13 protein-coding genes are annotated in these 12,891 nt (G+C 46.3%); 6 read left to right on the forward strand and 7 right to left on the reverse strand.

Annotated features, from left to right (window positions below; genetic code table 11):
* Nucleotides 1–9: 9 nt before the first annotated feature.
* Complete coding sequence (locus LY387_RS22935; RefSeq protein WP_234496490.1) at nucleotides 10–651, reverse strand: amino acid ABC transporter permease; 642 nt, start codon at nucleotides 649–651, stop codon at nucleotides 10–12.
* A 79-nt stretch (nucleotides 652–730) separates the two neighbouring features.
* Nucleotides 731–1,603: a transporter substrate-binding domain-containing protein gene (locus LY387_RS22940; protein ID WP_234496491.1), complete on the reverse strand. Its 873-nt coding sequence runs from the start codon at nucleotides 1,601–1,603 to the stop codon at nucleotides 731–733.
* A gap of 207 nt (nucleotides 1,604–1,810) precedes the next feature.
* Here LY387_RS22940 and LY387_RS22945 point away from each other — a divergent pair, with 207 nt between their 5' ends.
* Nucleotides 1,811–3,346: a PLP-dependent aminotransferase family protein gene (locus tag LY387_RS22945; RefSeq protein ID WP_234496492.1), complete on the forward strand. Its 1,536-nt coding sequence runs from the start codon at nucleotides 1,811–1,813 to the stop codon at nucleotides 3,344–3,346.
* 84 nt (nucleotides 3,347–3,430) lie between these two features.
* On the opposite strand, the gene LY387_RS22950 is transcribed toward LY387_RS22945, so the two are convergent.
* Nucleotides 3,431–4,744: an aspartate aminotransferase family protein gene (locus LY387_RS22950; RefSeq protein ID WP_234496493.1), complete on the reverse strand. Its 1,314-nt coding sequence runs from the start codon at nucleotides 4,742–4,744 to the stop codon at nucleotides 3,431–3,433.
* Between the two features lie 241 nt (nucleotides 4,745–4,985).
* Here LY387_RS22950 and LY387_RS22955 point away from each other — a divergent pair, with 241 nt between their 5' ends.
* The 3 genes from LY387_RS22955 to hpaC all read left to right on the forward strand — a co-directional run bounded on the left by LY387_RS22955 (nucleotide 4,986) and on the right by hpaC (nucleotide 7,267).
* Nucleotides 4,986–5,705: a sulfite exporter TauE/SafE family protein gene (locus tag LY387_RS22955; RefSeq protein ID WP_234496494.1), complete on the forward strand. Its 720-nt coding sequence runs from the start codon at nucleotides 4,986–4,988 to the stop codon at nucleotides 5,703–5,705.
* Between the two features lie 30 nt (nucleotides 5,706–5,735).
* Nucleotides 5,736–6,488 (forward strand): SDR family NAD(P)-dependent oxidoreductase, encoded by a 753-nt coding sequence (locus LY387_RS22960; protein ID WP_234496495.1) that lies wholly within the window; start codon nucleotides 5,736–5,738, stop codon nucleotides 6,486–6,488.
* Nucleotides 6,489–6,760: 272 nt separating this feature from the next.
* A complete protein-coding gene (hpaC, locus tag LY387_RS22965) occupies nucleotides 6,761–7,267 on the forward strand; it encodes a 4-hydroxyphenylacetate 3-monooxygenase, reductase component (RefSeq protein ID WP_234496496.1) in 507 nt (168 codons plus the stop codon).
* 54 nt (nucleotides 7,268–7,321) lie between these two features.
* On the opposite strand, the gene hpaR is transcribed toward hpaC, so the two are convergent.
* From hpaR to LY387_RS22985, 4 genes are all read right to left on the reverse strand, one after another.
* Nucleotides 7,322–7,759: a homoprotocatechuate degradation operon regulator HpaR gene (hpaR, locus tag LY387_RS22970; RefSeq protein WP_234496497.1), complete on the reverse strand. Its 438-nt coding sequence runs from the start codon at nucleotides 7,757–7,759 to the stop codon at nucleotides 7,322–7,324.
* Nucleotides 7,760–7,905: 146 nt separating this feature from the next.
* Nucleotides 7,906–9,204: a TRAP transporter large permease gene (locus LY387_RS22975; RefSeq protein ID WP_234496498.1), complete on the reverse strand. Its 1,299-nt coding sequence runs from the start codon at nucleotides 9,202–9,204 to the stop codon at nucleotides 7,906–7,908.
* A complete protein-coding gene (locus LY387_RS22980; RefSeq protein WP_128650473.1) occupies nucleotides 9,205–9,732 on the reverse strand; it encodes a TRAP transporter small permease in 528 nt (175 codons plus the stop codon).
* Between the two features lie 5 nt (nucleotides 9,733–9,737).
* Entirely contained in the window at nucleotides 9,738–10,763 is a 1,026-nt protein-coding gene (locus LY387_RS22985; protein ID WP_042470147.1) for a TRAP transporter substrate-binding protein, read from the reverse strand.
* 503 nt (nucleotides 10,764–11,266) lie between these two features.
* On the opposite strand from LY387_RS22985, the gene hpaH reads away from it, so the two are divergent.
* Together hpaH and hpaI are read left to right on the forward strand one after the other, a co-directional pair.
* The gene (gene hpaH, locus LY387_RS22990) at nucleotides 11,267–12,070 is read left to right on the forward strand and encodes a 2-oxo-hept-4-ene-1,7-dioate hydratase (RefSeq protein ID WP_042470151.1); all 804 of its coding nucleotides are present in this window, start codon (nucleotides 11,267–11,269) and stop codon (nucleotides 12,068–12,070) included.
* Between the two features lie 9 nt (nucleotides 12,071–12,079).
* Nucleotides 12,080–12,880 (forward strand): 4-hydroxy-2-oxoheptanedioate aldolase, encoded by an 801-nt coding sequence (gene hpaI, locus LY387_RS22995; protein ID WP_234496499.1) that lies wholly within the window; start codon nucleotides 12,080–12,082, stop codon nucleotides 12,878–12,880.
* Nucleotides 12,881–12,891 lie beyond the last annotated feature (11 nt).

A 12,891-nucleotide genomic window follows, 5' to 3' on the forward strand; every position in this document is an offset into this window, starting at 1 on the left:
TGTTTCCTCCTACGCGGCTAAGTTACTGGCTTTTTGCTCAGCCATATGTTGAAGCTTTATCAGTAAGCCGATGATGCACATATATAGGACAGCAGCGCAGAGTATTGGTCCTAGAGGTTCATAAGTGACGGCTGCGATACGGTTAGTTACGCGTGTTAGGTCTACCACACCAATGACGGCAATGGCTGGGCTGCCTTTGATTAAGAAAGACATTTCATTCACAAGCGCGGGTAGGCTAACGATCACCATCTGTGGGAACATAATGCGGCGAAAGTAAACCAATCGAGACATGCCAATCGCTTCGGCGGCTTCTTTTTGTCCATTTGAAAAGTTGAGAAACGCATTGCGCCAGATTTCAGCGTTGAACGCGGACGTATTGAGTGTGAGACATAAGATAGCGGATAGGTGTTTGTCTAGATTGATGCCAAATGATGGGAATGATAAGAAAATAAACAAGGCTAACGTGACCAGTGGTGTCGCTCGCGCCCAACTGACGTAGACGCCCAGAAACTGGTCTAAGAAAGGTACTTTCGCCATTCTAACCAGAGCAATCATAAGCCCTATGACAACGCCCAAAGCGATAGAAACAAGGGAGATCCAAGCGGTCGTCCACGCGCCTTCTAATAACTGCATCCATGCGTAGTAATCCATAATGTATGCACCTCCAAAAAGATTGTTTAGGAATGTGGGCTTGCAGTTACATGACAAGCCCACTTGCTTAGGTCATCGTTTAGCTAGGATTTACTGCAGTTAATGAGTGGTATTGTTCAACTGTTGTGATTGGCTCGATTGGCAGGTCATCAAAGGATTCGCCGAACCATTTCTCTTGGAGCTCAGCTAATCGTCCCGTTTCTTTGAGGTGTTTGAAAAAGTCCGTTAGGTACGCCAAGAGTTCTGGATTTTGTTTTGGTACGGGCCAGCTTACGAAACCAGGACCAGATACCGCTTCACCCTTCTTAAACACCTTCGACTTAGTCTTCACTACCTCATTGACGGAAACGATGCTGTTAATGACATAGTCAACGCGTCCATTTGCGAGATCGGCATAGGCTTCTGGGTAAGATTGATATTCAACCACTCGACCCAAAGATTTGCCCTCAGCCTCAAGCATAGTTTTAAGCTCAGGGAGACGCTCTAGCAGAGCGCTACCGGCTTGAAGGCCTACTGTTTTCCCGTCTAAGTCTGATACGCCAGATATCGAGTCATCTTTTGCTCTCGCAAGGAAGTAATGCTGGGCAGAAGCGATAGGGGGAGTGAAGTCAAAAACTTGAAGCCTTGCATCGGTGACGATAGCGCCAGTCAAAGCCAAGTCATACTGACCCGCAGAAACAGAAGCGAGTAGGCCTGTCCAAGGTAGGATATCTTGCTTGACCTCAAACTTTGCGTATTCGCGAAGCTCATCGAGAAGATCTTTGTTGATGCCGCTTGGTTGACCTTTCGCGATGTAGTTAAACGGTGAGTAGTTATCCTCTGTCGCCACCTTTAGTACGCCCGACTCCAAAACCTGTGGAAGGTCGGCACTGACGGCGCTAGCTGAAGAGCCTATTGCTAATGCAATTGCCGCGACTGAGAACCATTTTTTAATCTGCTTTCCATGTCCCATATATCCATCCTTTTCAATATTGTGAACGTTTTCTTTGAACACATTCACTTTAGATATTTGTAACCATTCGGAGTTAGAGCCAATTTTAAAATCGGTATGGGACAGCTGCAGTTTGTAAACAAATAATACCCACAGTTGTTGTGGTCTATTTCTTGCTCTCTTAATTAACAGTTAGTCGTCGTAATGTATTTCTGGAGGGGTTAAGTTGTGGCCGTGGATTATCAGTGTTTTATTGAGTTTGATTCAACCAGAAGCTTGCAGGAGCAAGTTCGTGAATACCTGGTGAAAGCGATTTTGTCGGGGATCTTCTCGCCTGAACAGGCGCTCCCATCTTGTCGTAAGCTGTCCCAGCAACTGAAAGTTTCGAGGAATACTGTCTCTTTGGTGTATGAGAGTCTGCTAGACGATGGTTATCTAATTAGTCGTCCAAGAAGTGGGTATTATTTATCTGATGGCTATAAAGAAAGCTCGCAAGAGAGTGCTGTGAATATAGAGCTAAGTGCAGATAATAGTGCAGACGCTGCACCAAATTGGGACGATAAAATAAAGGTGAATACCCACCAATTTCCAAGAATTGTAAAACCGACACATTGGAGTTGCTATAAGTATCCGTTTATTTATGGTCAGCCCTATATTAATGATTTTCCATTATCACACTGGAGAGAGGCCACAAGAAAGGTAATTGCGGACTCCCACGATCATGGATGGCTCTGTGACAAGGTCGATAAGGATGTGGAACTGCTCGTTGAACAGATACGAACTCGTGTTCTACCGCAAAGGGGCATTCATGCTAGCAATGATGAGATTTTGATTACCATTGGATCTCAAAATGGTCTCTATTTGTTGTCTCAGTTGCTGATGAATCGTGATTCAAGGGTGGGTGTTGAGAACCCTGGTTATAAAGAGGCGTACAATATTTTCGGATTGGCAGGTGCGCAGTTGCATCCACATCAAGTTGACGATGAAGGTTTGAAACCAAACTCTCTCTCTTCTATGTGCGACTATTTCTATGTAACGCCTAGTCATCAAGCGCCAACGGGAGTAACGATGAGCCAGCAGCGTCGAAAAGAGCTATTGGAACTTGCGCAGCGTAACGACGCCATCGTTATTGAAGATGACTACGACTCCAACAGTAACTTTGAGCTCAACCCTGCACCGGCATTAAAAGCGCAAGACAAGTCCGGTAGAGTGATATACGTAAGTAGCTTCTCGAAAATCCTCGCGCCAGGACTCAGACTTGGGTTCATTGTCGCTCCAGAGGAGCTTATTTATGAGTTGAGAGCGCTGCGCCGGTTGATGTTTCGTCATCCACCGACTCGATTACAGATGGAGATGGCGCATTTCATCGCTCAAGGCTACTACGATAGCTTTGTACGTCGTTTTCGTGAAAACACCCGACAGCGCTGGGATATTATCAATGATGCAGTATCAAAACACATTCCATACTGCGACAGACTTGCCAAGAATGAACTGAGCAACGCTCTATGGTTGCAAACTCCCGACAAGATAAGCAGCCAAAGACTTGTTTCGCGCGCAGCACAACATGGGGTATTAGTGGAAACCGGGTATTCGCACTTTATGACGGCATCTCAGCCCGATTTAGGTGATCAATCGACAATGTCTAATACGCTGATGAGCAATGATGCGAATCGCTATTTTAGGTTGGGTTTTCATTCCATTGATAAAGCGCTAATACAACCCGGTATTATTGAGCTTGCAAAAGCGTTTGATGGTCTAAGGTAACGCCCTCCTAGTTTGGTGAGCTAATAGCTTTGTGAGATTGAAAGATAAGTGCCAAGCGAATAGCTTGGCACTTATTGCTTTTTGTTAATCGAATTCAGCTAAGACTTCGTCAATAATAGCGACACCATGTTTGATCTCGTTTGGCTTGATGATCAGCGGTGGGGTGACATGAATTCGGTTGTTGACGATAAAGGTCAGCAGTCCTCGCTCTGTGAGTTTTTGCTTGATGAGTCCCATCTTCGCATTACACAGCGGCTCTTTGGTTGATTTGTCTTCAACGAGCTCTACCGCCCAAAACATCCCTTTACCTCGAATATTACCAATGACGCTGCGCTGGTCGTACAATGCCATTAACGAAGGGCCGAGCAATGAGTTTCCGATCTCATCGGCGTAGTGAATGATGCCTTCTTCTTCCATTGCATCGATTGCAGCAACAATCGTCGACATGGCAAGTGGATGGCCTGAGTAGGTCAGTCCGCCCATAAAGAATTCGGACTTAAAGAACTCGCAGATAGCTTCGCTAACCATCACGCCACCTACTGGTACATATCCAGAGTTGACCCCTTTAGCAAAGGTCACAAGATCAGGCGTCACATTGAAGTGTTCAAACGCAAACCATTTGCCAGTGCGTCCGAAGCCGACCATCACTTCATCGAAGATCAGTTGAATGCCATGTTGCGTCGCGATGTCACGCACACCTTGTAAGTAACCTTCCGGGGGCAATAGAAATCCAGCCGTTCCTGGGATGGTTTCAAGAATAATGGCGGCAATTGAGTTTGGTCCTTCGCACTCAATGACTCGCTTTAGGTGAGCAAGTGCGCGTTCGCATTCTTCTTGTTCGGATGTCGAGTTAAACTCGGTACGGTAGAGATAAGGATTAAAGAAGTGCACGTGACCACGACTGTACTCATTCGGCACTCGTCTAAAGTCCCCGGTAGCTGCGATCGCTGACCCAGTGTTACCGTGATAGGAGCGGTACGCCGAAAGCACTTTGTCTCGCCCGGTAAACTGCCTTGCCATACGAATGGCGTTCTCGTTAGCATCGGCACCCGCATTGGTGAAGAATACCTTTTTGAAGCTAGCGGGCGCACGCTCAAGAATGCGTTTGGCCGCCATACCGCGAGTGAAGTTGGCAGTAGCTGGCGCTATGGTTGCTAGCGTATCTGCCTGATTCTTTAGCGCCTCAATCACCTTAGGGTGTTGATGACCGATATTGGTGTTAACCAACTGGCTGCTAAAGTCCAAATACTCTTTTCCGTCAAAATCCCACATAGTGCAGCCTTGCCCATTAGCAATCGCGATGGGCGTCGCACTCTCTTGAACTGACCAAGAATGGAAGACGTGTTTATCCAGTTCAATAACGTCTTGGTTAGTAATTTCAGATGATAACAAATCCATTTTTCTCTCCTGTGCAATAACATCGCTCCTGAATCGCGAGCAGTACAGCTATCTTGGCGAGAAATGGCGTTATGGAAGTAGTGTCAGTTTCAAAAAAGTCGTGGGTCAGTAATTCCAGCACCTGTCTGCCCTAGAGGATTCTTCAAACTGGCTCTATGGCACCAAACGCAATCTATTTACATTGAAAACACACAGCGCATCAGTATTGAGATTTGAGGTCAGTATTTGGAACAGCATCGTCATGGCATGGATTGAGATAGGGATCGCGTCGGTACTGATCGTTTTTGCAGGAGTGGTACGTGGCTATTCCGGATTTGGTTTTGCGGTCATTGCGGCTCTTTGTTTGAACTTTGTTTTTACACCGATTGAGTCGATTGTTATCGCCATAACGCTGGACCTACTTAGTAGCGTTTGCTTGCTGCGGGGTGTGCATACCGAGATAGACAAACCGCTAGTCAAGAGGTTGATAGTAGGCATGCTTATCGCTACGCCGTTTTCGCTATTTGTCGTGTCTTGGATTTCATCTGAGGCTTTGAAAATGTTAATCGCCGGACTGTCTATGGCGGCGGGAGGGCTGATAATGCTGGATTTAAGGCTGCGTTGGCTCGACAAGCGATATTCACTCGCAGTAGGGGCGTTCTCCGGGTTTGGTATGACTGCAGGTTCTGCTGGTGGGCCACCGCTTATTTTGTACTTGTTGAATCTGACGATGAGCAGCAAAGAGCTCAGGGCAACAGCCATCGTCTTTTTTATGGTCAGTGCTTTGACCTCATTGGTGGGGTTAACGGCAATTGGAGCGGTTAATAGATATTTGATGTTGGTCGGTCTTACATTGCTGCCGTTTGCTTTAGTGGGTAATTTGCTTGGGCAAAAGATGCACCAATGGCTACCTGAGCTCTCGCCAAGGTTTACTACAGCTCCAATTTTAATGGGTTTAGCGCTCGTTACTTTTTTACTTTGATATGGACTTACTTTGAAAGGGAACAGCAAGATGAAGAAAATTGCATTTATTACTGGCGCAACTTCTGGTTTTGGACGCGCAGCCGCAGAGAAATTTGCAAGTGAGGGGTGGTCTCTAGTGTTATCGGGAAGACGCTTGGAAAGATTGTTAGATCTTAAGGAATGTTTAGATGTCCCAACGCATGTCATTCAGTTGGATGTACGAGATGCAGCGGCTGTGAAAGAGGCTGTCGAATCCCTACCGAGTGAGTTCTCAGAGATAACCGCACTTATCAATAATGCAGGATTAGCGCTGGCGCCAGAAGGCGCTGCAGATGTGGACCTATCCGATTGGCACACCATGATTGATACTAACTGCACAGGGCTCGTCAATGTAACCCACGCCTTACTGCCGAAGCTAATAGAAGTAGGCGCGGGGACAACTATCATTAATGTTGGCTCTATTGCAGGACAATGGCCTTATCCAGGCAGCCACGTTTATGGTGCAAGTAAGGCATTTGTTAAGCAGTTTAGCTACAACCTGCGCTGTGACCTTCAAGGCACCGGTGTAAGAGTGACAGATCTCGCTCCCGGAATTGCTGAAACAGAGTTTACCTTGGTAAGGACCAAAGGTGATCAAACGGCCTCGGATAACTTATACAAAGGTACAACACCACTTAGCGCTCAAGACATTGCTGAACATATGTTTTATATCGCTAATCTTCCTGAGCACATTAATATCAATAGAGTTGAGGTAATGCCGACGCGTCAAGCTTGGTCTCCATTTGCCATTGATCGAGATTAGTCTGGTCACAACAAAAGGCTGTTCATAACAGTAAGCCCATGTGCTCAGCATGTGGGTTTGTTGGTTGTGGGGCTGAAAATGATTGAATCCATTCACCTACCTTATTCCTTTACTTTTATCCCCTCGATGTATCACTCCAACTGCTGCGAAAAGTACAAGCGAACACGATAACTGTCTATGTTCCAATCTGCGTTAATAAACCACAATGAAAGCACATAACAGGGAGCGCTCTCCAAAGCGCCAAAACTCAGTCTAGCGAAAAGGAAGATACCATGTCTCTACAACAAGAATTTCGTAACGCGATGTCGAAGCTCGCAGCAGCCGTCAACATTGTAACCACGGGCGGTGAAGCCGGAACTATCGGAATTACCGCTACCGCCGTGTGTTCAGTTACAGATAGCCCAGCAACCTTGCTGGTGTGTGTGAACCGCTCCAGTGCTTCTAACGATATCTTTAAGCGCAATGGTCGTATGTGCATCAATACCTGTGCGAGTGAACACCAGGAAATGTCCATGCACTTTGCTGGAATGACAGGATTAGAGATGGAAGAGCGTTTCGAGCTGGAAGGTTGGAAGCTCAACCAGCATCAGGTACCAGTATTGAACGGCGCACTAACCACGCTTGAGGGTCGCATCAGTGATATGAAAGAGGTGGGGACGCACACGGTGTTCTTTTTAGAAGTCGAGGCAATCAAGACACAAGATAAAGATGCGCTCATGTATTTTGACCGTCAGTTCAAACATCTACAAGCAGATGTGAAGGTTGCTGAAGTGGCATAGCCGCTAAAAATCCAACTAGGATTGAAAATGAAAACACCCGCATAAGCGGGTGTTTTAGTGTTTGCTTGCGATAAGTTCGTTAAGCAAGTTAGAGAGCTCTGAATAACGATCCTCTCCAATACGCTCCTTTAGAGCGACATATTGCTGTTCAATTTGTGGCCGTAAGCGTTCTACCAAGCTTTCTGCTTTGGCAGTTAGGTGAATGTAGGACTTGCGTCCGTCGTGTTCGCACTTCTTCTTCTCTACATAACCAAGCTTTTCGAGTCGATTGATAATACCAGTGAGACTGGGACTGAGAATACAAGACTCGCGAGATAAGGTAGTGAAGTCGATTTCGCCTTTGGTGTCCAATACACGCATAACGCGCCATTGCTGCTCGGTAAGGTCGTTACTTGCCAGCACGGGACGGAAATATTCCATGGCGATGTCTCTGGCTCTAATCAGTTGGAGCGGCAGAGAATCTTCGTATTTTGTCACTAAGTTAACCTTCATAATTTCCTTACTACTAATAAACCATATATCAGAAATAAAATGAAGTCATCCTATTGATATATGGTGATTTATTTGTCAATAAATACAGCTAGATATTTTACTCTAAATGAAAAAGTGGCTTCCCCAAAGGAAAGCCACTTTGCTTTTTAATACAACATGTTAGGCAAGAACAACACAATAGCAGGTACCAGAACAATAACGGCTAATCGAACCATATCTGCTACCCAAAATGGGAACACGCCTTTGAAAATGGTACCGGTGTTAATGTCTTTGATAATGCCTGAGAGAACAAATACGTTCAGACCCACTGGTGGGGTTATCAAGCTGATCTCCGTTACCACGACAACAACAATACCAAACCAGATAGGATCGAAGCCCAGTTCAACCACGACAGGGAAGAAGATTGGCACCGTCAGTAGCATCATCGACATACTTTCAAACACGCAGCCTAGAATGATGTAGACCAGTAGAATTAAACCGAGCGCCATCATTGGTGTTACGTTAGCGGCTTGAATCATTTCCACTAAGGCAGTTGGCAGCCCAGCACGGTTAATAAAGTTAGACAGAATCAGCGCGCAAATGACAACAGCGAAGAGTGAAGCGGACGTTTTTGCAGTATCCACCAAAATATCACGCATCACCTGATAGTTGAGCTTGCGTCGATATGCGGCGAGCGCAAATGCACCTGTTGCACCTATACCAGCTGCTTCCGTTGGCGTAAAGGCTCCCACATAGATGCCTCCCATCACAAGCACGAATAGGAGTAGCGTTGAGAGGATGCCCCGTAGTGCGATAAATCTTTGACCCCAAGGCATGCGCTCACCAGGAGGCGCACTTTCAGGGGAGCGGAATACAACCCACTGTACTGCCGCAAGATAGAGCCCGATACCAAGCAATCCCGGTAAGAAACCTGCTGCGAACAACTCGCGAATGCTGCTTTCAGTGAGCAGACCATAAATTACCAGCATGACACTTGGTGGGATCAGAATTCCGAGTGTGCCACCTGCGGCGATAGAGGCGGCGGCTAACCCATCAGAGTAGCCGTACTTTCGCATTGGTGGCATCGCCACTTGTGACATGGTGGCAGAGGTTGCAAGACTAGACCCGCAGATGGCAGAGAAACCACCGCAGGCGAGAATCGTCGACATGGATAATCCGCCTCGCTTGTGTCCAACAAAGGCATTACAAGCACGGTAAAGCTCATTCGATAAACCGGCCTTAGTTACGAAGTTGCCCATTAAGATAAATAGTGGAATGACCGAAAGACTGTAGTCTTGGCCGGTATCGATGATGCGTCTTGCTGCCATCGACATGGCGGCATTCCAGTTGTAGTCATTGATATACCAAAAGCCGATAAATCCAACCACACCCATCGCAAACGCGAGAGGAAGGCGAAGAAATACCATAATGATCAATGCAGTAAAGCCTATAATTGACTCAATCATTTACGCCTCCTTGCTATTTGTGTTGACGGTTGGAGCAGGGCTCTTTTTGCTAAATAAGCCTTTTGCGTACACCAGAGCGTTGAAACCTGTAAGTGCGCCACCAACAAAGCCGGTAATGGAGATGAGATAAGTGACATAGCCTAGTGGCATTTCAAGGATCTCGGTGACCTCTTCGTATTCCAGAGAGCGTCCGGCTAGCTTCCAGTTCATCATTGCCACCAAAATAAGCGAGCAGCTGCAGATGAGGTTAATCACAATCTGCCTCACGCCAATCCACTTCTCTGGGAAGTAGTTGTCGAGCAGGTCAACACATATATTTTCTTCATTCCACGACACCAGTGGAAACGCCATAAAAACCATCACTGCGAGCAATACTTCGATGAGCTCAGTAGACCCCATCACGGGAGCGTTAAAGAAGTATCGACCAGTCACATCAACGAACGTTATCAACATCATGAGAAGTAAGCTGATGGCAGCGAGGGTTTCTAGCCCTCGCCGTATGGTCTTAGCAACACTAAAACCATTCATAGTGATTACAATCCTTGATCAAGTTGTTGGTAGAAATACTCATAAGCGGCAGGACCATCGACCTTGCGCTTTTTCGCAACCTTGTACCAGTTATTGACGAGCGGCTCGCTGGATTTTTTCAAAGACTCAATCATTTCTGGTGTTGCTGGAGTGAAGGTATGCCCGCCCTCTAAAGCGGTTTCGTAAGCAGCGTTGTCTACGTCATCCCACATTTTGCCGAACAAACGCGAGAGTTTTTCGCCGGAAACATCTTTGATCGCTTGTTGATCTTCTTTCGAAAGTCCACGGAAGGTATCGATGTTCATAACAATGGCAAAGCTGCCGCGATATAGGCCGCCTGGAATCACTAGTGTATTGTCTGCAACTTCGGCAAGTCGGAATGAACTCAGCGCCTCAACCGGTTGATACGCGCCTTCAACGACACCTTGAGAGATAGATTCGTAAACTTTAGTTGTTGGAATGAAAACTGGAGTCACCTTCATATCTTTGGCGACAGAGGAAATCACACCACCACCGACGCGAATTTTCTTGCCCTGAATAGCTTCAAGGGACTCAACTGGGTTTTTAGTAATAAGCTGACCGGGTCCATGGACACTCAATGCCATCACTTCTACACCGCGGTGCTCACGCCCTTTCTTAAGGTACTTATCGTAGGTTCGCCAGTAAGCTTGCGACATTAACTCAGAGCTTGTACCTTCAGAAAAGGTTGGAATTTCAGGTAACTGAGTCAACTGAAAGCGTCCTGCTTTGTGACCATGAAAAATCCAAGTGACATCACCGATGCCATCTGTAACGACATCAACTTGTGTTTGTGGTGGGGCGAGATCGTATTCAATTTTGATACCGACACGACCATCAGTCGCTTCTTCTATCCATTGTCCCCAAGTTGGCCATACAACCTTGTTGATGCCATGGTTGGGTGAACCCCAAGTACTGATTTTAATGACTTTTTCTGGTTCAGCGTGTACGGAAAAAGATCCCATAAGAAGTAGAGCAGTTGTAGTAATAGCGGCGACTTTATTTACTCGCATAACGTCTTTCCTTTCGTTTCACGGTTTATTAGTTGCTCGATCCTGCTTGAGCATTGCCCACTTAGTGAGTCGTTGTTTTGTTGATTACTTAATATATTAACTAGTTTCGCTCAAAATCAAATCGCCAGTGTTAATTAAATGTATCAATAATGCTTAATATGTTAACTAGATCAATGAATCAAAAATTAATCAGGGTTTTGTAAAACACTCTTAGTGATAGATGCCTCACTTTGCTCTGAATACCCATCAAAAATCATGACTCCTGTCACGGTAAGTATGAAATGAAGTTACATTTCATCATTCTGTAAAATTGGAGTTTTAATTAAATCTATTTAAATACAGTTACTTAATCTGCATTTCGTCATTTCTGGACTTTATTTAACATATTAACTAAAGTACTTAACATGTTAATTACTTTGGGCGAGTAACCGCTCAGTCAGCAAGACCAAAATAGAAAACAATAAGTCATTGCTTTAGCCAGCACGGAAACGAAAGGAAATCGAATGTTAACAGAAGAGCAAATTCAAGTAGCTGCCGAACGTCTCTATAAGGCAGAGAAAACCAGAGAGCAGATCGCTGCTCTTACGTTGGATTACCCAGAAATGTCGATGGACGATGCCTACAAGATCCAGAGCCGTTGGGTGGAACGCAAAAAACGCGAAGGGGCAGAGGTTAAAGGTTACAAAATCGGACTGACGTCACGCGCTATGCAAATGGCCGTTAATATCGACCAACCTGACTACGGCGTACTTTTGGATGACATGTTCTTTTCTGATGGTGCGCAGATCCCTGTTTCAGACTTTCTAGACCCCCGCATCGAAGTAGAACTGGCTTTTGTTCTTAAAGATAAACTAGAAGGTGACAACGTCACCATTTTCGATGTCCTCAACGCGACCGATTACGTCATTCCAGCGCTCGAACTTATTGCAGCTCGATGCCATCGAACCGATCCCGAGACAGGCTATACCCGCAAGGTGTACGACACCATCGCAGATAACGCTGCAAATGCCGGCATCATTTTAGGTGGACGACCGATCAAACCAACAGAAATCGACCTTCGATGGGCTGGCGCCATGCTGTATCTCAATGGGCAGATCGAGGAAACCGGCCTTGCGGCTGGGGTATTAGGTCACCCTGCAAATGGTATCTGCTGGGTCTGCAAGCGCTTTGCACCGCATGGCGTTTCTCTTGAGCCGGGTCAGGTCATTCTAGCGGGCTCCTTTACAAGACCTGTTCCTGTGAAAGAAGGCGACACGATTCATGCTGACTTTGGTCCGCTAGGCGGTATTTCAGTCAAGTTCGTGTAGGGGGGAGCTATGTTAGAAAACCAATTTAAACAGTCTTTAACAGGCAACGACCCATTGTGGGGATTGTGGCTTGGATTGCCAGATACGAGCTGCGCAGAGATCTGCGGTGGAGCAGGGTTCGATTGGGTATTAATCGATGGTGAACACGCCTCGTTTGACCTAACCAATATTAAGTTTCATCTGCAAGCGCTCGCACCATACAACACGTCACCAATAGTCCGTGCTGAAGATGCTAACCCGACACTGATAAAGCGACTGTTAGATATTGGTGCGCAAACCTTGTTGGTGCCAATGATCAATACCGCTGAACAAGCAGAAAATGTCGTGAAATCAGCGTTATACCCGCCGCTTGGTGCTCGTGGTATTGGCAGTGCGCTCGCACGAGCATCGCAGTGGAATCGTATTCCACAGTATCTGCACCGCGCTAACGACCAAATTTGCATTTTAGTTCAAGTAGAGACCAAAGAAGCGATCGAAAACATTGAGGCAATCGCCGCGGTTGAGGGCATTGATGGCATCTTTATTGGTCCGTCAGACCTAAGTGGCTCGATGGGGCACATTGGCAACCCTAGTCACCCTGAAGTGTCTGCCGCGATCGACCATGCGATCGACGTGATTCAAAAAGCAGGCAAAGCGGTGGGAATACTCTCTCTAAACCCAACCCAAGCGAAAGATTATGCCGATCGCGGCGTTACCTTCATCGGTGCTGGCGTCGATACGCTGCTTCTTCGCCTAAGTGCGGAGCAGCTCGCATACAAACTTAAACACGTTGACGATATTGAAACCCCCGTCATCGATAACGTCTATTAAAGGTAGGAAAA

Origin of the sequence: Vibrio maritimus (assembly GCF_021441885.1) — a bacterium.
GTDB lineage: Bacteria > Pseudomonadota > Gammaproteobacteria > Enterobacterales > Vibrionaceae > Vibrio > Vibrio maritimus_B.

Coding starts and splice junctions, on each gene's coding strand:
- LY387_RS22950 (WP_234496493.1), bottom strand. CDS start 4,744: ATGGATTTGTTATCATCTGAAATTACTAACCAAGACGTTATTGAACTG.
- LY387_RS22975 (WP_234496498.1), bottom strand. CDS start 9,204: ATGATTGAGTCAATTATAGGCTTTACTGCATTGATCATTATGGTATTT.
- LY387_RS22985 (WP_042470147.1), bottom strand. CDS start 10,763: ATGCGAGTAAATAAAGTCGCCGCTATTACTACAACTGCTCTACTTCTT.
- LY387_RS22955 (WP_234496494.1), top strand. CDS start 4,986: ATGGCATGGATTGAGATAGGGATCGCGTCGGTACTGATCGTTTTTGCA.
- hpaC (WP_234496496.1), top strand. CDS start 6,761: ATGTCTCTACAACAAGAATTTCGTAACGCGATGTCGAAGCTCGCAGCA.
- LY387_RS22980 (WP_128650473.1), bottom strand. CDS start 9,732: ATGAATGGTTTTAGTGTTGCTAAGACCATACGGCGAGGGCTAGAAACC.
- hpaR (WP_234496497.1), bottom strand. CDS start 7,759: ATGAAGGTTAACTTAGTGACAAAATACGAAGATTCTCTGCCGCTCCAA.
- hpaH (WP_042470151.1), top strand. CDS start 11,267: ATGTTAACAGAAGAGCAAATTCAAGTAGCTGCCGAACGTCTCTATAAG.
- LY387_RS22935 (WP_234496490.1), bottom strand. CDS start 651: ATGGATTACTACGCATGGATGCAGTTATTAGAAGGCGCGTGGACGACC.
- hpaI (WP_234496499.1), top strand. CDS start 12,080: ATGTTAGAAAACCAATTTAAACAGTCTTTAACAGGCAACGACCCATTG.
- LY387_RS22940 (WP_234496491.1), bottom strand. CDS start 1,603: ATGGGACATGGAAAGCAGATTAAAAAATGGTTCTCAGTCGCGGCAATT.
- LY387_RS22960 (WP_234496495.1), top strand. CDS start 5,736: ATGAAGAAAATTGCATTTATTACTGGCGCAACTTCTGGTTTTGGACGC.